This window comes from Clostridium culturomicium (assembly GCF_000821305.1).
In the GTDB taxonomy this organism is placed as follows: domain Bacteria; phylum Bacillota; class Clostridia; order Clostridiales; family Clostridiaceae; genus Clostridium_J; species Clostridium_J culturomicium.
This window is the reverse complement of the sequence record NZ_CCXK01000016.1, coordinates 466211-487744: the sequence shown is the minus strand read 5'-3', so window position 1 is coordinate 487744 and position 21534 is coordinate 466211. Positions and strand designations below refer to the sequence as shown.

Here is a 21534-nt window from a genome sequence, read left to right as displayed (position 1 = left end):
GAGATAGATAAATCAATTAGGAGGAACAAAGGTGGAAAAAAGCATAGAGATAGATGTTAAAGAAAAAATCCAAAATAAAAAAATACAATTTTTCATAAAGAGAATATCAGATATTATTTTGTCTTTTATTGGAATCATAGTATTATCACCAGTATATTTAATAGTTGCAATAGCAATAAAACTAGACAGTAAGGGTCCAGTTATCTTTAAACAAATTAGAGTTGGTAGAAATGAAAAAAACTTTATTATCTTTAAATTTAGAACTATGGAAGTTTCAGCCGAAGAGAAAAGAACGTTGAATATTGATCCTGAGAATATGGACGCCTTTGTATTTCAGAGTAAGTCTGACAGTAGAATTACTAAGGTTGGTAAGTTTTTAAGAAGCAGCAGCTTAGATGAATTACCTCAATTGTTTAATGTATTATTTGGAACAATGAGCTTAGTTGGGCCAAGGCCAGAAATACCAGAGGTGGTTCAGTATTATCCTAAAGCTTATTATCAAAGATTATTAGTTTTACCAGGGATAACAGGTCTTGCACAGATTAAAGGGAGAGGTGAAATTGAGTTAGGAAAGACTATATTTTATGATTTAACATATATTAATAACTTTTCTATCGGATTTGATGTTAAAATATTAGTAGATACAGTGTTTAAGGTATTTAAAAAAGAGGGAGCATTTTAAGCATTTTTGAGGGGGGACAAAATTGAATAATGAGGGAAATAAGCTAATAGGAATATTTTATGTTATATTATCTTCTATTGGTTTTGGAGTTATGCCTGTATTAGTTAAATTAGCATACAGGGGTGGAGCAAATCCTATGAACACTTTACTGTTAAGGTTTACATTTGCTTCGCTTATTCTTTTAGTGTATATCAAAATTAAAAAAATATCACTTAGGATTAATTTAAAGCAAGGGAAAATCATATTCTTAATGGGAGCCTGTGGATATTCTCTCACAGCGATATTAGTATTTTTTGCTTATAAATATGTGGATGTTGGCATTGCAGGAATAATTCTTTATTCATATCCTATAATGGTTATGATTTTATCTATTATATTTTATAAAGAAAAGATAAAAATAAAAAAGATTATGTGCGTATTAATGACGTTTGTAGGAATAACAATCATGGTTGAGGTACAAAGTGGAGTTCATATCAGTGCATTTGGTATAATTCTGGTACTTTTTGCAGCCTTAGGTTATGCTATTTATTGTTTGGGTGGGGCAAACAAAGAAGTAAAGGAGCTTAATAACTATATTGTAACTTTTTATTTAGCTTGCATTACAGCTATTATGGGTGGTGTTATTGGACTAGCCACCAATAGTTTTAATAAGCCTATAGCTTTAAGTGCAATTTTTATCATTTTGATAATAGCAGTAGTTTCAACTGTTGCAGCTCTTATGTTGTTTTTAAAGGGAGTTAAAATTATAGGATCAACAAATGCGGCAGTTTTTTCAGCTTTAGAGCCAATTGTATCTTTAGTACTTGGAGTAATTATATTAGATGAGGTTATATCAGTTAAAATTATTATAGGAACCATTTTAGTAATAGCTTCAATGCTAATATTGGCTAAAGAAGAAGTAAAAAAATAGCAAAAATATGATAACCTGTAATAGAAAACTATTGCAGGTTTTTATTCTATGTACTATAGTTTAAATAGAGAGTAAAGGTTTACGCAAGTAAAAACGATAATAAAAGACAGAATATTCAAATTTAACGGTGAAAGATAAAATAATATATTTTATACTATATTATGAAAAGTTATTTTATATACTTTTAAGGAGTATCTACTCATTTAGTTTTGACGAAGGGGGACATGTTCATGAATAAAGTAATCATCAATGGAAATGACCTGACATTGCAAGATGTAATCAATGTAGCAAGAAATAATTATGAGGTTGAAATTAGTCCAGAAGCAGAAGCAAGAATTAATAAATCTAGAGAGATTGTGGATAAGATTGTTGCTGAAGATAAAGTTATTTATGGAATAACAACAGGCTTTGGAAAATTCTCAGATGTTTCAATTTCAGGAGAAGACTGCAAAACACTACAAAGAAATCTTATCATATCTCACTCTTGTGGTTTTGGAAATAGGTTAGATTCGGATATAGTAAGGGCAATTATTTTGCTAAGAGCAAATGCTCTTTCAAAAGGATATTCAGGAATTAGGTTATCTACAGTTAAAACCTTAATAGCGATGTTAAATAAAAGAGTTCATCCAAGCATTCCAGAAAAGGGATCCTTAGGAGCTTCAGGAGATTTAGCTCCATTATCCCACATGGTACTTCCAATGATTGGAGAGGGAGAAGCTGAATATAAAGGGGAAATACTTAGTGGAAAAGCAGCCATGGAAGCTGCTGGAATTCCAACAATAGAATTAATAGCAAAAGAAGGTTTAGCTTTAATTAATGGAACACAGGTTATGACAGCTATAGGGGCATTGGCACTATGGGATGGAATAAACTTGGTTAAGAGTGCGGATATAGCAGCGGCACTTACGGTAGAGGCTTTAAGAGGAGTTAAAGATGCCTTTGATATAAGAACACACAGTATAAGACCTCATGAAGGTCAGCTAGCTACAGCAAAGAATATTCTGGCACTAGTTGATGGAAGCTCTTTAATTACAGCTCAAGGTGAAATAAGAGTTCAGGATGCGTATACCCTGAGATGTATTCCACAAATTCATGGTGCATCTAAAGATGCATTAAATTATGTAATGCATAAGGTGGAAATAGAAATCAATGCTGTTACAGATAATCCAATTGTAACAGAAGAGGGAGATGTAATTTCAGGAGGAAACTTCCATGGACAGCCTATGGCTTTAGCTTTTGACTTTTTAGGTATTGCCATGAGTGAGCTTGCTAACGTTTCTGAAAGAAGACTGGAAAGATTAATAAATTATCAATTAAATGATTTGCCAGCATTTTTAGTTAAGCATGGAGGCTTGAATTCAGGCTTTATGATTACTCAATATGCAGCAGCAGCTTTAGTATCTGAAAATAAGATTTTAGCTCATCCTGCAAGTGTTGATTCAATTCCATCCTCTGCAAATCAAGAGGACCATGTTAGTATGGGAACAATAGCTGCAAGGAAAGCGAGAGATATTATAAGAAATGCCGAGAGAGTTTTAGCTACTGAAGTTCTAGCGGCTTGTCAGGCAATAGATTTTAGAAATGATTATGTTTTAGGTACAGGAAGTAAGGTGGCATACAGTAGAGTAAGAGAAAAAATTAATTTTATAGACAATGATGTTGTTATGTATAAGGAAATTGATAAGGTAACAGACCTTGTTCGCAGCGGAGCATTAGCAGAAGCTGTTGAAGAAAAGGTAAAAATAAATCTATAGTATAATTAAGTTTACTCAAAATAGGAGGGTTTATCATGGGAAGAATAATTGAATGTATACCAAACTTTAGCGAGGGAAGAGATTTAGAAAAGGTCGAAGCAGTAGTTAATGTTTTTAGAGGAGTTCAAGGTGTAAAACTTCTTGATTACTCAAGTGATGCTGATCATAATAGAACAGTTGTTACTGTGGTTGGGGAACCAGAAGCATTAGAAGCTACAATTATTAATATGGCTGAAAAGGTATATGAAAATATAGATATGAGCAAGCATTCAGGCGGACATCCAAGAATGGGAGCTTTAGACGTTGTTCCATTTGTACCTATAGATGGGGTTACAATGGAGGAATGTGTTGAGATGGCTAACAGAGTGGGAAAAACTATAGGAGAGCGTTTCAATATACCTGTATATCTTTATGAAAAGGCTGCAACAGCTATTCATAGAGAAAATTTAGCAGCAGTTAGAAAAGGACAATATGAAGGTTTCTTCAATAAAATAAAGGAAGCTGACTGGGCACCGGATTACGGTCCATCTGAAGTAAATGTACAAGGTGGATGTGTGGCAGTTGGTGCTAGACAGCCATTGGTTGCTTTCAATGTAAACTTAGGTACAGATAATATACAAATAGCAGACACTATTGCTAAAACAGTTAGACATATCGGTGGAGGTCTAAGATTTGTTAAGGCTATGGGTGTTAAATTAGAAGATAGAAACATAGTTCAAGTTTCAATGAACTTAGTAAATTATGAGAAGACTGCAGTTTACAGAGCCTTTGAGATGGTTAAAATGGAAGCTAAACGATATGGAGTTCCTGTTATAGGCAGTGAAGTGATCGGGCTTGTTCCAATGGCGGCTTTAATAAGCTCTGCAGAATATTATCTTCAAATAGAGAATTTCTCTATGAATCAAGTTCTTGAAAAGAGGATAAGCGAATAAAATTAATGATGGTGGTCATAGCTTAAATTGAATGATTTTTCAGGAAGTTTGAGCTTGTGACTACCTCTAGTTTTATAGCTATATAGGGGGAACAAACTATGTATATAATTATAAAAAATATAGATTGCTTGGTAACCTGTGCAGGACAAGGAAGAAAAGCAGGGGCTGCAATGAAGGATGCAGGCATCATAGAAAATGGGTATGTAGTTATTGAAAATGGTAAGATTAAAGCCATTGGCAGCGGTGAGGGCTATTTAGAATATTTAAAGGAATATTCTAAGGTTATAGATGGAAGAGGCAAAACAGTGACTCCAGGACTTGTAGATCCTCATACACACCTTGTTTATGCAGGAAGCAGAGAGAATGAGCTTCCTATGAAATTGAATAAGGTTGGATATATTGAAATATTAAATAGTGGTGGTGGAATCTTAAGTACAGTTAGAAATACCCGTGCAGCTTCAATAGAGAGTTTAGTTGAGGCTAGTAAGAAGCGCTTAGATTTAATGTTAAGGCATGGAACTACTACTGTTGAGAGTAAATCAGGCTATGGACTTGATTTAGAGACAGAAAGAAAGCTTTTAAAGGTAAATCAAATTTTAAATGAAGAGCATGAGGTTGATATAGTATCCACCTTTATGGGAGCACATGCTATTCCTCCAGAATTTAAGGGAAATAGAGAAGGGTTTATAGATACCTTAATTAATGAGATGATTCCTAAAGTTGCAGAGGAGAATTTAGCTGAATTTATAGATTGCTTCTGTGAAGAAGGAGTGTTTTCAACTGAGGAAACGGAGAAAATACTTAAGGCTGGAGAAGAGCATGGCTTTAAGTTAAAGCTTCATGGAGATGAAGTTGAATCTATTGGAGGAGCAGAGCTGGCTGGAAAGCTGAAATGTATTTCAGCTGAGCATTTAATTGCTGCTTCAGATAAAGGAATTAAGGCATTAAGTGATAATAATGTTGTCGCAGTTCTATTACCTTCAACAGCCTTTTATTTAATGGTTGGAAAATTTGCAAGAGCTAGAGATATGATTGATGCTGGGGTTGCTGTAGCTTTAGCTACAGATTGCAATCCAGGCACTTCACCAACAGAATCTCTTCAAACTGTAATGACCTTTGCATGTTTTGGAATGAGAATGTTGCCAGCGGAAGTTATTAATGCCATGACAATTAATGCAGCTAGTGCAATAAATAGGGAAAAAGAAATTGGATCTATTGAAGTTGGTAAGAGGGCTGATATAGCAATATTTAATAGTCCAAATTTAAATTATTTAATCTATCATTTCGGTATCAATGCTATAGACACAGTAATAAAAGATGGTAAGATAGTAGTTAGTAATTTATAATTAAATAAAGTTTAGTATTAGGAGGATGAATTATGTTAGATAAAATGCATGTAAATGAGTTTATAAATGAACTTGCTTCAAATTCACCAGCACCAGGTGGAGGAAGTGTTGCTGCCCTTTGTGGATCCCTTGGAGCTGCATTAACTTCAATGGTATTTAACTTAACAGTAGGAAAGAAGGCTTATTTAGCTTTAGGTGATGAAGAAAGAGCTTCAGTTGATGCTGGATTAGTAAAGGCTAATGATTTAAAAGATGATTTCTTAAGGCTTATGAATGAAGATACACAGGTTTTTAATAAGCTTATGGCTGCGTTTAAGATGCCAAAGGAAACAGAAGAGGAAAAGGCAGCAAGAAGTGAAGTAATTCAAGAGGCTTATAAGGCTGCAACAAATGTACCATTAGAGGTTGCTAGAAAAGCTTATGATATATATGAAATTATAGAGATTGCTATTGATCATGGTAATAAAAATGCTATTTCTGATGCAGGAGTAGCAGCTTTACTTGCACAAGCGACTATTGAAGGAGCTATAATGAATGTTAAAATTAATCTTGGCTCAATAAAAGATGAAGAATTTACAACAGCTTTAAGAGAAGAAATTAAAGTTATAAGTGAAGATGGTGTAAGATTACAAAAAGAGATCCTTGATGTAGTAAATGAGCATATTTAATATATTTAGAATTTAGAATTTAGAATTTAGAATAGTTGGAGAAAGTACGGTGGAATTTCTTTGGTTTTATTTTGCATCTAGTTGTTCTAAATTTGATTTGAACTTTTATTAGAAAAGACCTGGCTTTATTTAAAAGCTAGGTCTTTATTTTTTTATCTTAGAGGATTAATAATGTAGAAGGAAAAGAGAATGTGGGGATCACTATATGAAAAAGTCGCAATATGACTTAAATTTCTAAAAGAAATCTTGGGAAAAACTGTAACAAAATTAAAAGATGGTGTATAATGGATTTAGTATTCTAAATGGAAAAATTGGTAATATATATAATAGGTTGGAGGGACGTATATGATACTTAGATTTGAGCCTTTGGACGATAAGGTTGTAGTTGCCTTAGTAGGTGAACTTGATCATCATAATGCAGAGGAAGTTAGAATTAGAGTAGATGATATTTTAGATAATCACAGCTATAAGACTCTTATCTTTAACTTTGAAGGTGTAAATTTTATGGATAGTTCAGGAATTGGAGCTGTAATAGGAAGATATAAGAAGATGTCTTTAAGAGGCGGCAAGGTTTGTATCACAAATGTTAGACCTGCTGTAAAGAGAATATTTGAATTATCAGGGATGTTTAAAATAATTTCAATATATGATGATGTAGAAGAAGCACTAAAGAATGCTTAGGGGAGGATTTGAAGTTTATGGAGAATAAAATGAAAGTTGAATTTACTAGCTTATCAAGAAATGAAAGCTTTGCCAGAGTTGTTATTTCTGCTTTTGCTGCACAGCTTGACCCAACCCTAGATGAGATTAGTGATATCAAAACTGCTGTGTCTGAAGCTGTTACTAATGCTATAATTCACGGATATGGAGAAGAAAGTGAAGAACAGGTTGTAAAGCTTGAAGCATCAATTATCGGCAACGTGTTAGAGGTTAAGGTAATTGATGAAGGGAAAGGAATTGACAATGTGGATGTAGCAAGACAGCCGCTTTATACTTCTAGACCTGATTTAGAAAGATCAGGGATGGGATTTACTGTTATGGAAACTTTCATGGATGAATTAAAGGTTGTATCTGAAGTAGGTGTTGGAACAACAGTTATAATGAAGAAAGTTTTTAACTCAGTAGTGTAGGTGACAATATGAGTGATAAAGTTCATAGAAGCAATGGGTATAATTATGATGATAATAAAGAGCTTATAAGAAAAGCTAAAGCGGGAGATAATCTTGCACTAGACCTACTAACAGAGATGAATCTTCCGCTTGTATCATCAATTAGCAAGAAGTTCCTCAATAGAGGCTATGAATATGATGATATTTTTCAAATTGGATGTATAGGCTTAGTAAAAGCTATAAATAATTTCGATGATAGTTTTAATGTGAAGTTTTCTACTTATGCAGTGCCTATGATTATAGGGGAAATAAAAAGGTTTTTAAGAGATGATGGAATGATAAAGGTGAGCCGGAGTGTAAAAAATACAGCTCGTAAACTCCATTATGATAAGGATGCATTAACAAAGATATTGGGAAGGGAACCAACCCTTGAGGAATTATCAGAATATTCTAAGGTCGATAAAGAGGATATTTTAACAGCATTAGAATCTGCTAATAGTCTTCAATATTTATATGATACAATTCACCAAGATGATGGTGCACCGGTATTGCTTATAGATAAACTTAGTGAAGATTTTGAAGAAGATAATGACGTTATCGATAAAATAGCACTTAAAGAAGCACTTTCTACTTTAGATGTGAAATCAAGGCAGATTATCTTGCTGCGGTATTTTAAGGATAAAACGCAAATACAAGTTGCAAAGATGCTTGGCATAAGTCAGGTTCAGGTTTCGAGAATTGAGAAAAAGGTTCTTAAGATAATGAAAGATAGACTTACAGGTTAAATTTAGAATTTAGAATTTAGAATTATGGAAGGAACTCCTGGTGGAGTTCCTTTATTTTTTTATCTTTAAAGTTCTTTTGCTTGTGTTTTGTTTAATTTTTTAGGTTTTGCAGATACTAAGTATTATTGCTTTTACTAATGCAAAACAATGAAAATTATAAAGGAGGAGTACGTATGAAGGTTAAGGAAAAGAAAATTAAAGATAAGTTTCAAACTCTTTATGAAGATACCAAGCCAAAGCCAAATATTTTTAGAAATTGTTTTAGGGCGTTTTGGACGGGCGGATTAATCTGTGTCATTGGAGAAGTTATATTTAAGATTCTTCAATATACTGGTCTCGATAGAATACAGGCTGTAAACTGGGAAACAATTATAATGATTTTTCTTGGAGCACTGTTAACAGGAATTGGGATATATGACAAGATTGGAGATTATGCAGGAGCTGGATCAGTGGTTCCGATAACGGGATTTGCAAATTCTATAGTTTCTCCTTCTATTGAATTTAAAAAAGAGGGATATATATTTGGGGTAGCTGCTAAGATGTTTATAATAGCAGGACCTGTATTAGTGTATAGCATTAGTTCATCAGTAATATTAGGATTAATATATTATATCTTTAGGTGGTAATTATATGGCAAGAAGAATGGGAACACAAACAGCAGAGTTAACAAGTAAGCCTAGAATTCTAGGCACATATAGTATTGTTGGTCCTAAGGAGGGAAAGGGACCTTTAAAAAGTTTTTTTGATGAAGTTCTTGAAGATGATACTTGTGGATGCAAAACCTTTGAAGCAGCTGAAACTCAAATGCAGCTAAAAGCTGCGAGACAGGTATTATCTAGTGTGAATCTCAAAGAAAAAGACATTTCATATATGTTTTCTGGAGACTTAATCAACCAGTTAATGCCATCTTGTTTTATGGCACGTGAAGTTAATATTCCATTTTTAGGTCTCTATGGAGCATGCTCAACCTTTATAGAAGGTATTTCTATGGCGTCCATGTGTCTTGAAGGCGGCTTTGGAGATAATATGCTTGTAGTAGTATCTTCACACTTTTCAACAGCAGAGCGTCAATACAGGGCACCACTAGAAATGGGAAGTCAGAGATCACCTGCTTCACAATGGACAGTTACGGGGTGTGGTGCTGTGGTTTTATCGAGTAAGGGAAATAAAGCACCTTATGTAACTCATATTACCATTGGAAAAGTAAAGGATTATGGTATAACTGATCCAAATGAGATGGGAGCAGCTATGAGCCCAGCAGCGGTTGATACCATAAAACAGCATTTTGAAGATACAGGAAGAAAACCAAGTGATTATGATTTAATCGTATCTGGTGATTTGGGTGCAATTGGAAAGCAGATAACTATAGATTTATTGAAAGAGTATGGATATGATATATCTTCAAATTATATTGATTGTGGAGATGAAATCTTTGATGATCAAGTTCAAGCAACTAATTCGGGAGGAAGCGGAGCTGGCTGCTGTGCAACAGTAATGAGCAGTATGATTTATAAAGGATTAGTATGTGGAAAGTATAAAAGAGTTTTATTAATTGCAACAGGAGCACTTTTGAGTGCTATTTCAAGCCTGCAAGGAGAGAGTATTCCAGCTATAGCACATGCTATTGCCATTGAGTGTGGAGGTGAGTAGTATGGAGAATATGTGGATGGATTTTGCAAAGGTTTTTCTGGTAGGAGGAATTATTTGTGTTATAGGACAAATCTTAATGGATACAACAAAATTAACTCCAGCTAGAATACTTGTTATTTTTGTTGTAAGTGGAGTAGTGCTTCAAGCTTTTGGTATTTATGAGAAAATTGAAAAGTTTGGATTGTCAGGAGCAAGGGTTCCATTACCTGGCTTTGGGTTCACTCTAGCAAAGGGAGTAATGGAAGAGGTTGATAGAATAGGTCTTCTGGGAGTAATAACAGGCGGCGTTAAATCAGCTTCAGCTGGAATTGCTGCAGCAATTGTATTTGGATATTTAATGTCTGTAATATTTAACTCTAAATCTAAAATGTAATAAAAATAAAAAAGACTTTTCTAGTTTACCTAGAAAAGTCTTTTTTATTTAAACAGTTTTAACCAAACATTTTTATAAAGTCATACATTGAAAATCTATAAGATGGGATATGGTAGGTAGTTGCACCATTAGAGTTTGCACCGTTACCAGTACTATTACCCTGACCAGTACTTTCATCTTCACCTTCGCCATCTCCATTGTCACCACCTGTTTCACCATCGGTACCATTACCATTGCCTCCACCTGGATTTTCAGGTTTCTCAGGTTTTTCAGGTTTTTCTGGTTTCTCAGGCTTGTTTGGATCTTTATTTTCCTCATCTTTAGGTTTTTCTTCTTCTTTATACTCTGTTGGATCTTTATCACCAGGATCAGGAGCTAGATATTTACTATCTGTCATTACAGTAGGATATCTATTTTTATCACGAGTGATAAATACTACCTTCTCAATTTTATCCTTAGGTGTTTTATCAGATGGGAAGTAGTATTTAGCATTGTCTCCTTCACCAACTTTAACAACCTCAAGTTCAACGTGAACATTATCTAAGGTTGTAGGCTGAGTTCCATTAATGAACATTTCAGTATATATTCTGTTTCCTCTAGGATCTCTGCTTGTAAGTTCAGTAGGTAGAGTTCCTGAATCCTTAGAAATAGAAACATAAGAAATACCACCTGGTTGTTCAAGTTCTTTATACTCAAGTCCTTCATGGGCTGATTTCATCATTTGCCCCCATAGAGCTGCTGACCTATCACTGTTATGAAGTCCTAAAAGACCAGCATTATAGTCAGGACCAGGTAGAGGACTGTTATCATCATATCCAATCCAGATTGCTCCAGAGAAATATGGTGTTAATCCAGCAAAAGTAAGGTTTCTGAAGTCTTCAGATGTACCTGTTTTACCTCTAACCTCCATACCACCGAAGATAGCACTAGGACCTGTATATGCGATTGATTCCTTCATCATATCGTAAGTGATGTAAGCTGCTTGTGGAGATAAAACTTGAGTTGCTTCACCTTGAGGCTCAAGTAGAACCTTACCATCTTTATCAGTTACTTTTGTGTAGATTTTAGCTTCGTTCATTACACCTTGATTTCCAAAGGCACCAAAGGCTTGAGCCATCTCATGAGGAGTGGTACCATCAATTTCTCCAAGGGCAAGAGCGGAGATACTTGTTTTATTACTTTCACTGATGCTTAAGCCAAATTTTTCAGCATAAGCAACAGAAGTTGATAACCCTATTTTATCTACGATAGAAACTGCTGTTGTATTTTTAGATTGTCTAATAGCTTCACGAACAGTTATATAACCATCATATCTGTTTGGAAGGTTAGTAGGACTATAAGTGCTTCCATCAGATGTATATTTTGAACCTACATCTCTTGGAAGAGGTCCGTCAACGAATACTGAACCAGCAGTAAGAATTTGACTGTCAATGGCAGGTCCGTAAACTGTAAGTGGTTTTATACTAGAACCAAAAGCACGTAGGAAGGTTTGACCGTCATTTCCTACAGAAATTGCTCGATTGTAAGACATTGCTGGATGTTCACCAACACCACCAATTAAAGCTTTTGTTTGACCATTAACATAATCTACGATTGCTCCTCCTGCTTGAACTCCTGGGTAAGCAGAAAGGAAGTCATTCATTATTTGTTGAACAGAATCCTGTAATTGTTTATCCATTGTTGTATAAATTCTAAGGCCACCGTAGCTGATTTTGTCATAAGCTTCAGTCTCTGTGTAACCATAAGTGTCCATTAAGTCGGCGGCTACTTGTTTAACAACTGGTCTAGAGAACCATTCATAATTCATTACGTTTGAGCCCACATCAGTAAAGGTAAAGGTTAATGGTTCTGCCATTGCTTCGTCATATTCAGCTTGAGATATCTTTCCAAGCTCTAGCATTTTACCTAAAACTAAACTTGTTCTAGGTGAATCAAAAGCTATACCTTGCTCAAAAGCAGCTAATGAATTTGTGTAAGATAAATATGGATTTTGGGCAGCACTTGCAAGGAATGCACATTGTTTTAAGGTTAGGTCACCAACCGATAAATTAAAATACATATTTGCAGCAGCTTCAATACCATAAGCATTACCACCTAAAAGAATAGTATTCATATATGCTTCAAGAATCTGATCTTTTGACAGTTCTTTTTCTAAATTTATAGCCATATAAATTTCTTGGATTTTCCTCTCTATACTTGTTCTGTCTTGCATAGAGCTAACTAGGAAGTATTTATACTTAACAAGTTGTTGGGTGATTGTAGAAGCTCCTTGAATCTCTGCGTTAGATAAACCAAGGATAATTTTTACGTCTTGAATGATTGCTCCTCCAAGTCTTCTAATATCAATTCCTTCGTGCTCATAGAACCTTTGGTCTTCTATGGAAACAAAGGCATCCTTTAAGTATTGAGGTGCATCAGCAAATTTGACGGAAATTCTCTTTTCAGGAGATTTGTATTCATCGATTTCTTCACCTTTATCATCATATATAAGGGTTGTTTCACCATTATTCATGATTAAGTTAACATCAAGCTCAGGTGCTTTGCTAATAAGGTGTCCAACTACACCGAATCCTGCAGCGATACTTGCTACAATCAGCAATAAAAGAGTTATATATATAACCTTAAAAACTATATTCTTTTTCTTTTTAACTTTCTTAGGTTTATTTTTCGGGGATTTTTTATTTTTTGATTCTTTATTTTTATCATTAGGGTCTGATTTCTTTGTTGTTTTATCTGAATTTTTATTTTCTCCCATATTCTCCTCCTTATGATTTAAATATACTTCCATCAATATATTATAACTTATATTAGGTTATAAATACAACATAGTATTCTTTAATGGTAATTTTCAACATATATATAGTATTAACTTTTAAGCTCAATTTAATTTTTATCTAATAATTAAACATTAAAAAATATACATTTATTAACATTATACCAGATTTGAAAAGGAGTAATACTATGAAATTATCTATTAAGATTAAATTTGCAGTAATAGTCATCTTGTTAATGGGGGGAATAGTTACCTTCGTATACACTTTAGATGATGTTATTATGCCAAGAGTTATGGTTACTTGCGATGCAACTATGCGGGCAAAGGTAACAGAGCTAATGAATAAAACAATTTTAGATGAGTATTCAAAGAAATTTAATTATGATGAAATCATGGTTACAGAAAAAGATTCTGAAGGAAATATAACAATGATGACTGCGGATACCTTAAAGCTTAATGAAATTGCCACATCAACGGTTTTAAAAGCTCAAGCTGCTCTTGAAAAAATTGACAAAGTAGATGTGAAGATACCAATAGGACATATAACAAAAAATAATCTTTTAGCAAACTACGGACCAAAAGTTACAGTTAAGGTTCATCCAATAGGAAGTATAACAACTAAGTACATTTCACAATTTGATTCAGCAGGGATAAATCAAACTAGACATACTATATACGTAGAAGCAACCACAAAAGTTAAATTAATTTTACCTTTTCAAAGCAGTGAGTTAGAAGTTGTAAATCAAATTCCAATTGTTGAAACAATAATTGTTGGGAAGGTGCCAAATACGGCTATACAGTTAAATAGGTAATATTTATGATTTTGGAGTCTTTAATTTAGAATTAAGATTAAGGTAAGAATTTTATTTTTAAGTAACATAAAGTCTGATAGAATACTGATATATACAAAGATGCAACTAGTGGTTGACAAAAAATACAGTAAGATTGATAGTATGTAATTCACAGTTTTGATAAGATTTTAGTATAAATATTGAGGAGGAATAGAAAATGAACATATCAGAAAAAATTTTAAAATTAAGGAAATCACATAATCTGTCTCAAGAAGATTTGGCAGAGAAACTTAATGTATCTAGACAAAGTATATCTAAATGGGAAAATGGCCAATCAATTCCAGAAACAGAAAAATTAATTGAGTTAAGTGAAATATTTAATGTTTCTATAGATTATCTTTTGAAATCATCTGAAATAGATGAAATATCAATTAGAACAGAAATATTAGAGAAACAACAAAAAGAGCTAATGGAAAAAGAAAGAAAAAATGAAAGAGTAAGATTACTTATATTAAGTAGCATTGCAACATATTTAATTACAGCTGCGATATATATTATTGGTAAAGTCTATTTTGAAGTATGGAATCCAGGTGTAATATTAAGTGAGCTTGCAATAGCAACTGCAATAGTAATTATTATTAATCTTAAATATAATACCAACACAAATACATCAAAGGATTAGATAATAAGATAGACATATGAATTTGAAATGAATAATGCTTTTTCCTAGTTAATTCTAAAAGCGTTAATTAACTTCTGTGAAAATTTATTAAGCAAAGCAAAAAATGAACTCTATAAGAGTTCATTTTTTATATAAATAAAAATAATTTCAAATTATAAATTATTTAGATTCCCAGTTGAAGATATATGGAATATTTCTATATAAATCTCCGTAGTTTAATCCGTATCCTACTACGAATAAATCTGGAATTGTATAACAGCAGTAATCTGGAGTTATATCAACTTTTCTTCTTTCAGGTTTATCTAAAAGAGTACAGCATTTAACACTTTTAGCTCCTAGAGATTTAACATGGTCAACTACAAATTTCATAGTTATTCCGCTATCAACTATATCGTCTACTACTAAAACGTCCATTCCTTCTATGTTATCAGGTACGTCTTGAACTATTTTGCATACACCAGTGCTTTCCTCTCCGTGTCCATAACTTGATGTTGTCATAAATCCGACAACTGTTGGTACTGTCATTTCTCTAACTAAATCTGCAGCAAATATGAAGCTTCCTCTTAATAGTGAAAGTACATAAACTTGCTTTCCTTCATAATCTTTTGAAATTTCTTTACCTACTTTTGCAACAGCTTCGCTGATTTCTTCTCTTGAAAAGAGAATATTTCTTTGTTTACCTTCCATTGTAATCACACCTCAATTTATATTTACATTAATGAGTTCATAGTATAAAATTAAGTTAAAATTGTCAATAGTATAAAATAGGTAGAAACTGAAATCCCTAAATTAAAGCCATTACTCTATGTAAGCCTCCAAATCTATGATTTGGTTAAGGAAAACTTAAGTAAAAGTCTAAAAATTTGATTTAGTTACTTGAATATACTTAGGAAGAATATTATTCCAATGAATATGAGAAGTAGTTTCTTTAAATAAAACTGTCAGGGAGATGAAGATAATGATAAATGGAAATACAGATGGAGTTAAAAATTTTATATTAAATAAGCTTGAGTCTATATATGACATGCAGTTTCAAAAATCAGAGATTTTAACTGAGGAGCTTGCAAAACTATTAAAGGAAGCAACTTTAGAAATCGAAAGGGAAATAAGTGTTGGTATAGACAGAAAAGGAAAGGTAATCAGCGTTGCTGTTGGAGATAGTTCAACAGTTGAGGTGCCTCTTATTGACACTAGAGAAGGAAGATTATCTGGAGTAAGGGTAATTCATACTCATCCAAACGGTAATCCAAGATTATCAGCATTAGATATTTCAGCGCTTTTAAAGTTAAAGCTGGATTGTATAGTTGCAATAGGTGTAGATAAGGAAACAGAGTTAATTTATGATATTGGCTTCTGTGACGTGGAAAATAGCATTTTAGTTGAGGATGAGGTTAAGGATTTAAGTACTGAACAGATTGTAGAATATAATTTCTTAGAAAAGTTAAAGTACATAGAAGATATTTTTACAGGAAATAGAGTTGAAGAGGATAATTCTGAAAGAGCTATTTTAGTTTCAACAGAGGATGAGGAGAGTCTTGCAGAGCTTAAGGAATTAACGAAGGCTTGTGAGGTTACTCCAATTCATGAGGTGCTTCAAAAGAGAAATAAGGTTGATTCAGCATTTTTCATTGGAAAGGGAAAGGTTGAAGAAATAGCGTATCTTAGACAATCTCTTAGAGCTAACGTAGTAATATTTGATGAAGAATTATCGGGCTCTCAGGTTAGAAATCTCGAAGGTGCTATTGGTGCAAAGGTTATAGATAGAACAACACTTATTTTAGAGATCTTTGCAAGAAGAGCAAGAAGTAAGGAATCTAAAATTCAGGTTGAGTTATCACAGCTTAAATACAGATTAAGCAGAATCGGCGGACTTGGAACTATGCTTTCTAGAATGGGTGGAGGTATAGGAAGTAAAGGTCCAGGTGAAAAGAAGCTGGAAATCGATAAAAGAAAAATCAGAGAAACAATCTATGATTTAAATAAAGAGTTAGAAAAGATTAAAAATGTTAGAGCAACTCAAAGGGAAAATAGAAATAAGGATAATTTATCAAAGATCTCTATAGTTGGATATACCAACGCAGGAAAATCAACCTTAAGAAATGCTTTATGTGATTATTCTCCAACAAAATCAGCAGTGGTAAAGGAAAAGGTATTTGAAGCAGATATGCTTTTTGCTACCCTAGATATTACAACTAGAGCAATGTCACTTCCAGATAACAGATTAGCTGCTGTAACTGATACCGTTGGGTTTATTAGTAAGCTTCCACACGATTTAGTTGAAGCTTTTAAATCAACCTTAGAGGAAGTTGTATATGCTGATTTGCTTTTACATGTGGTAGATTCATCAAGTGATACTGCAGTAAAACAGATTGAAGTAGTTGAAGAGGTTCTAGGAGAGCTTGGTGCAGGGGATAAGCCAACAATATTGGTGCTAAATAAAATTGATAAGGCTACAGAAGAGCAGATTAACACAATAAAAGAGAAGTATAGTAACCATACAATTATTGAAATTTCAGCAAGGGAAAGATTAAACTTTGATGGGCTTTTAACAAAATGTACAGAAATACTTCCATATAAGTTAAAAACCTTTAAGGTGCTTGTACCTTACAGTGATTCCGCTGCCGTTGCATACCTACATAGAAATGCTTTAGTAGAAAGTGAAGAGTATGAAGCAGAAGGAACTGTACTTGTGGTGCAAGGTGATGCTGAGGTTTATAACAAGTCAGCACAATATATAATTGAGTGTCCAAATATTTGATTTGGTCTACACGAATTTACTCATTCGAATGAATATGAGAAGGAGTTTCCATAAAAAATAAAATAAATATGGCTAAGGTAAAACTTAGCCATTAGTTTTTGAATTAGGAGACAAGGGTTTGAATAAAGGATTAATTAAGTACGATTGGAATTTTATTGAGAATTATACTAATGAAGAAATTAGCTATTTTTTAACCTTAGAAGGTAAGTCTGTTGATGCTGTGGCTAAAATAAGAAATCTTGATAGGGCTACAGTTCAAAAGCATATAATAAACTGTAAGATAAAATATAGATATTTAGTTAAAAGTAAGTCACCAATGGAGCTTTTTATGTCCTTAAAGGATGTGCCAAAGGCTGAAAGGTTATTGGTTTTAAATGGATTAGATACGGTAAATAGAGAGAGATTAATTCATTATATATGTACTTCTTACATGGATATGGAGCTTAAGGATAAGGAAGCTGCCATTTGGGTTATGGGAGAAATGAGAAGCTCAAACTTCTTAGATTTACTCATTAAGGCAACGGTAAATAACCATGTCAGCATACGAAGAATGGCAGTTTCAGCGCTTGGAAAGCTTGGAGATGTTAAAGCTTTAAGGGCATTGATGAGGGCTTTAGATGATAAAAACCCACAGGTTGTCAGCTATTCAGTAAAGTCATTGCAAAAGCTTAACTCTAGGGAAGCTGATGAAAAAATAAAAATATTGTATAATAGAACAGATAAAGCATACATAAAGAAGGCTTGTGAAGACTATTTCAAACAAGTAAATGAAGATCATGATTAAATTTGTTGTTAAGCAAGATTAATATCAGAAGAAGATTTTATATTTAATTAAGAATGTCTGAATGTAGAATTAAGAATAAGAGTGTTTTTTCTCACTACGTTCGGAGAAACTTTGATTTAATGTTTAAATGAAATGAGCAATTAAGCGTTGAGAGTTGTAGCAATCATAAAATTAACTAAAAGAAAAGAGATTCCTTAGGAATTTCACCCATTCTACATTCTTAACTCTTAATTCTAAATTAAAAAAGGGGTGGACGAATGAGTTATTTTACTGTCAAGGGAAGTGCAGTGGCTGAATTTCAAGAAAAGAAATCTGTATTTATAGGATATATAAAGAGAGTTACTACTGAAGATGAAGCAAAGGCCTTTGTTGCAGAGATAAAAGGTCAGCATAAGGAAGCTACCCATAATGTATATGCCTATGTAGTTGGAGAAAATAAGGGGATTCAAAGATACAGTGATGATGGGGAGCCACAGGGAACTGCAGGGATTCCAGTTTTAGAGGTTATTAAGAAGAATGATTTAACTGACGTAGCTGTGGTAGTTACAAGATATTTCGGTGGAATCTTACTTGGAGGGGGAGGCTTAATCAGGGCTTACTCTAAGGGGGCCGCTCTAGCTGTTGAAGAAGCTGGAATAGTGGAAAAAGTAAAGGGGGTATATCTTAAGTTTACTTTGGACTATGATCTGATAGGAAAGATTCAATATTTGTGTGGAACAAATAACTGGCACATAGAAGATACAGTTTATACTGATAAGGTGGATCTATTTATGTTTGCTGAAGTTATAGAAAAGGATAAGGTAATTGCGGCCTTCGTGGAAGCAACCAATGGCAAAGTTATTACAGAAGAGGATGATCCGGAATATTTATTTAAAGAGGGGCATAGATACTTCAGAGTTTACTAATTCCATGTGTATATTTGAAATTATTAGATAATATATGGTATAATAGGTGCATTGAGTTTAAAGCATAGAATTTATATAGAGTACAGGAGGAGTTAATATGTCAGGACATTCTAAGTGGCATAATATCCAAGCTAAAAAGGGTAAAGCAGATGCTAAAAGAGGAAAAATATTCACTAAAATAGGTAAAGAAATCATGGTTGCAGCTAAAAATGGCGGAGCCAACCCAGAGACAAATGCTAAGCTTAGAGACGTTATAGCAAAAGCAAAAGCAGCAAACATGCCTAATGATACAATTACAAGAGCAATCAAGAAGGCTTCAGGAGAGCTTGGAGCTGTTAACTACGAAACAATTATGTATGAAGGTTACGGTATTGATGGAACTGCAGTTATCGTTGAAGCATTAACAGATAACAAGAATAGAACAGCAGGAAATGTTAGATATGCCTTCACTAAAGGTGGCGGAAACATGGGAACTATGGGATGCGTAGGATTCATGTTCCAAACTAAAGGTGAAATCATCATCGAGAAAACTGATGAAACAGATGAAGATGAATTAATGATGATGGCTTTAGATGCTGGTGCAGAGGACTTTGCAGCAGAGGATGAAGTATTCGTTATTACTACGACTCCAGAAGATTTTGGTTCAGTTAGAGAAGCTTTAGAAGCTAACGGAATTGAATTTTTAGAAGCAGAAGTTAAAATGATTCCAGACACCTACACTGAAATAGGTGAAGAATCAGCTAAGAAATTCCAAAAGATGCTAGACATGCTTGAGGACGATGATGACGTTCAAAACGTGTATCACAATGCTGAGTCTGAGTACTTAGATTAATAATAAAATAAAAAAATGTAAAGGTATCTCGTAAAGGGATACCTTTTATTTTAGAAAAAAGTAAAATTTTAATTTTAACATGAAGGTTAGTGATAAGTAATCATATATATAAATAGTTTAATATAAATGTTAATGTATCATTCACACTTCTATATTATATAGCATATATATATCAAAATGATATATAATTTAAAACAAAAGTGCAACATAAATGCAGGATAAATATTGAATATGTAGAATATATAATTATAGGAGGTGAATAGTATGGTATTAATGCGCGAAAAACTAAATGAGAAGGATGTTGTGATTGGTAAAATATATCCGAAGGATTTGATAAATTTTTACTGTAAGGAATATGATTGTGCTTTAGTTAAGCTTAATCCTACAGTTAAACCATCAACTTATAAGGGTTTATATTTGGTGAAAGACATAATTAATGATGCAGATATGATAATCAATAAAGACTTTAATTCTAATGTTGCATACAAAAAGAAAGTTATTATAATTGAAAGAAATTAAAAGAAATTAAAAGAATAGGCGACCTTCCTTATAGGAATAATATGTGCAAGGAAACTCCTTCTCACATGCGTTTGAAGGAGTAAATTCGACTTAGTAAAATCAAAGATTTGGATGTTCACTTAAGGAGGTCGTGTTATGGAAAAGGATAAGAAAAGCAATAAGGTAATACAAGGGGATAACTTTGTTATGTATAACGATATTATCATTCCATCAAGTCCAGAGCAGCAATTTATGAATGACGATTTACAGGCTATGGAAAATGTGGAACAGTCAAAGGAAGACGTTAAATTAAATAATCTGCAGGATTCTTATTATGATGGATTTGACGAATAATTTTTAATGTTAAAAGCTGGTTTTAAAGATTGAAAGACTTTAAAGCTAGCTTTATTTTTGAAAAAATAGGTAAATATATTCGTTAAAATATTGGCATAAATATTGAAAACGATAATATTTATATAAATGAAAAACAATATCCATGAAAGGAGAAATAATGTTTAAAAATGTAATTGTAAGACGTCCATGTAGAGCTATGGTGGATGGAATAACTACTGCTGATTTAGGAAAGCCAGATTATGAGTTAGCTTTGAGGCAGCATGATAGCTATATTGAAGCACTTAAGGAGTGTGGTGTAGAGGTTACAGTATTGGAAGCAAATGAGGAGTTTCCAGATTCATGTTTTGTTGAGGATGTAGCTCTTTGTACTAAGCATTGTGTTATTGTTACGAGACCAGGTGCCTTAAGCAGACGGAAGGAAGTTCTTCAAGAAGATATGCAGACAGCTTTAAAGGGTTTCTTCAAAAATATTGAGTATATAAAAGAACCTGGAACTATAGAGGCTGGAGATATCATGATGGTTGGTGATCATTTTTACATTGGTCTTTCTGAAAGAACTAATGTAGATGGAGCTAATCAAATGATTAGTATATTAGAGAAATATGGATTAAGTGGTTCCGTAGTTCCTTTAAAGGAGGTACTACACTTAAAAACTGGACTTTCTTATATTGAAAATAACAATCTTCTAGTTGCTGGAGAATTTGTTTTAAGTCCTATTTTTAAGGATTTTCACAAAATTGTCATAAATGAAGATGATAGTTATTCTGCAAACTGCATTTGGGTTAACGATATAGTTTTGGTGCCAAAGGGCTATCCCACTACTAAAAAGGCTATTGAGTCATTTGGGTATAAGGTAATTGAAGTTGATACTTCAGAGTATAGAAAAATTGATGGCGGATTAAGTTGTCTATCCCTTAGATTTTAATAATTTAATATGGAGGAGTTAGA

At 33.2% G+C, this 21534-nt stretch carries 23 protein-coding genes; 21 read left to right on the top strand and 2 right to left on the bottom strand.

The window, feature by feature from the left end; translation table 11 throughout:
- The first annotated feature begins 31 nt into the window (after nt 1-31).
- From BN1075_RS11635 to spoVAE, 12 genes are all read left to right on the top strand, one after another.
- Nucleotides 32-682, top strand: coding sequence for a sugar transferase (locus tag BN1075_RS11635; protein ID WP_040193311.1), 651 nt, complete (start codon nt 32-34; stop codon nt 680-682).
- 22 nt (nt 683-704) lie between these two features.
- The gene (locus BN1075_RS11630; protein ID WP_040193310.1) at nt 705-1592 is read left to right on the top strand and encodes a DMT family transporter; all 888 of its coding nucleotides are present in this window, start codon (nt 705-707) and stop codon (nt 1590-1592) included.
- A gap of 230 nt (nt 1593-1822) precedes the next feature.
- Nucleotides 1823-3346, top strand: coding sequence for a histidine ammonia-lyase (gene hutH, locus BN1075_RS11625; protein WP_040193309.1), 1524 nt, complete (start codon nt 1823-1825; stop codon nt 3344-3346).
- 35 nt (nt 3347-3381) lie between these two features.
- Nucleotides 3382-4278: a glutamate formimidoyltransferase gene (gene ftcD, locus BN1075_RS11620; RefSeq protein ID WP_040193308.1), complete on the top strand. Its 897-nt coding sequence runs from the start codon at nt 3382-3384 to the stop codon at nt 4276-4278.
- A gap of 98 nt (nt 4279-4376) precedes the next feature.
- On the top strand, nt 4377-5624 hold the full coding sequence (hutI, locus tag BN1075_RS11615) for an imidazolonepropionase (protein ID WP_197072305.1): 1248 nt from the start codon (nt 4377-4379) through the stop codon (nt 5622-5624).
- A 32-nt stretch (nt 5625-5656) separates the two neighbouring features.
- Complete coding sequence (locus tag BN1075_RS11610) at nt 5657-6292, top strand: cyclodeaminase/cyclohydrolase family protein (RefSeq protein ID WP_040193307.1); 636 nt, start codon at nt 5657-5659, stop codon at nt 6290-6292.
- 345 nt (nt 6293-6637) lie between these two features.
- Nucleotides 6638-6973, top strand: a complete 336-nt coding sequence (gene spoIIAA / locus BN1075_RS11605) for an anti-sigma F factor antagonist (protein ID WP_040193306.1) — start codon at nt 6638-6640, stop codon at nt 6971-6973.
- A gap of 17 nt (nt 6974-6990) precedes the next feature.
- Nucleotides 6991-7422, top strand: coding sequence for an anti-sigma F factor (gene spoIIAB, locus BN1075_RS11600; protein WP_040193305.1), 432 nt, complete (start codon nt 6991-6993; stop codon nt 7420-7422).
- Nucleotides 7423-7430: 8 nt separating this feature from the next.
- Nucleotides 7431-8186, top strand: coding sequence for an RNA polymerase sporulation sigma factor SigF (sigF, locus tag BN1075_RS11595; RefSeq protein WP_040193304.1), 756 nt, complete (start codon nt 7431-7433; stop codon nt 8184-8186).
- Nucleotides 8187-8359: 173 nt separating this feature from the next.
- Nucleotides 8360-8812: a stage V sporulation protein AC gene (gene spoVAC, locus BN1075_RS11590; protein ID WP_040193303.1), complete on the top strand. Its 453-nt coding sequence runs from the start codon at nt 8360-8362 to the stop codon at nt 8810-8812.
- A 4-nt stretch (nt 8813-8816) separates the two neighbouring features.
- Nucleotides 8817-9836: a stage V sporulation protein AD gene (gene spoVAD / locus BN1075_RS11585; RefSeq protein ID WP_040193301.1), complete on the top strand. Its 1020-nt coding sequence runs from the start codon at nt 8817-8819 to the stop codon at nt 9834-9836.
- Nucleotides 9837-9852: 16 nt separating this feature from the next.
- Entirely contained in the window at nt 9853-10209 is a 357-nt protein-coding gene (gene spoVAE / locus BN1075_RS11580; RefSeq protein ID WP_040193556.1) for a stage V sporulation protein AE, read from the top strand.
- 58 nt (nt 10210-10267) lie between these two features.
- Here the strand turns inward: spoVAE and BN1075_RS11575 are convergent, their stop codons facing one another.
- Nucleotides 10268-12964 (bottom strand): transglycosylase domain-containing protein, encoded by a 2697-nt coding sequence (locus BN1075_RS11575; protein ID WP_081911568.1) that lies wholly within the window; start codon nt 12962-12964, stop codon nt 10268-10270.
- A gap of 206 nt (nt 12965-13170) precedes the next feature.
- On the opposite strand from BN1075_RS11575, the gene yunB reads away from it, so the two are divergent.
- Together yunB and BN1075_RS11565 are read left to right on the top strand one after the other, a co-directional pair.
- Entirely contained in the window at nt 13171-13794 is a 624-nt protein-coding gene (gene yunB, locus BN1075_RS11570) for a sporulation protein YunB (protein WP_040193299.1), read from the top strand.
- Nucleotides 13795-13990: 196 nt separating this feature from the next.
- Nucleotides 13991-14455 carry a helix-turn-helix domain-containing protein gene (locus tag BN1075_RS11565; protein WP_040193298.1) on the top strand — a complete coding sequence of 155 codons (465 nt, stop codon included), beginning with the start codon at nt 13991-13993 and terminating at the stop codon, nt 14453-14455.
- Nucleotides 14456-14614: 159 nt separating this feature from the next.
- Here the strand turns inward: BN1075_RS11565 and hpt are convergent, their stop codons facing one another.
- Nucleotides 14615-15142: a hypoxanthine phosphoribosyltransferase gene (gene hpt / locus BN1075_RS11560; RefSeq protein ID WP_040193297.1), complete on the bottom strand. Its 528-nt coding sequence runs from the start codon at nt 15140-15142 to the stop codon at nt 14615-14617.
- Between the two features lie 271 nt (nt 15143-15413).
- Here hpt and hflX point away from each other — a divergent pair, with 271 nt between their 5' ends.
- The 7 genes from hflX to BN1075_RS11525 all read left to right on the top strand — a co-directional run bounded on the left by hflX (nt 15414) and on the right by BN1075_RS11525 (nt 21511).
- Entirely contained in the window at nt 15414-17213 is a 1800-nt protein-coding gene (hflX, locus tag BN1075_RS11555; protein ID WP_040193296.1) for a GTPase HflX, read from the top strand.
- A 118-nt stretch (nt 17214-17331) separates the two neighbouring features.
- Nucleotides 17332-17997: a HEAT repeat domain-containing protein gene (locus tag BN1075_RS11550; protein WP_040193295.1), complete on the top strand. Its 666-nt coding sequence runs from the start codon at nt 17332-17334 to the stop codon at nt 17995-17997.
- Nucleotides 17998-18254: 257 nt separating this feature from the next.
- A complete protein-coding gene (locus tag BN1075_RS11545; protein WP_040193294.1) occupies nt 18255-18902 on the top strand; it encodes a YigZ family protein in 648 nt (215 codons plus the stop codon).
- A 97-nt stretch (nt 18903-18999) separates the two neighbouring features.
- Nucleotides 19000-19734, top strand: coding sequence for a YebC/PmpR family DNA-binding transcriptional regulator (locus tag BN1075_RS11540; protein ID WP_040193292.1), 735 nt, complete (start codon nt 19000-19002; stop codon nt 19732-19734).
- 264 nt (nt 19735-19998) lie between these two features.
- On the top strand, nt 19999-20253 hold the full coding sequence (locus BN1075_RS11535) for a hypothetical protein (RefSeq protein WP_040193291.1): 255 nt from the start codon (nt 19999-20001) through the stop codon (nt 20251-20253).
- A 135-nt stretch (nt 20254-20388) separates the two neighbouring features.
- On the top strand, nt 20389-20586 hold the full coding sequence (locus BN1075_RS11530) for a hypothetical protein (RefSeq protein ID WP_040193289.1): 198 nt from the start codon (nt 20389-20391) through the stop codon (nt 20584-20586).
- Nucleotides 20587-20743: 157 nt separating this feature from the next.
- A complete protein-coding gene (locus BN1075_RS11525) occupies nt 20744-21511 on the top strand; it encodes a dimethylarginine dimethylaminohydrolase family protein (RefSeq protein WP_040193287.1) in 768 nt (255 codons plus the stop codon).
- Nucleotides 21512-21534: the final 23 nt, after the last annotated feature.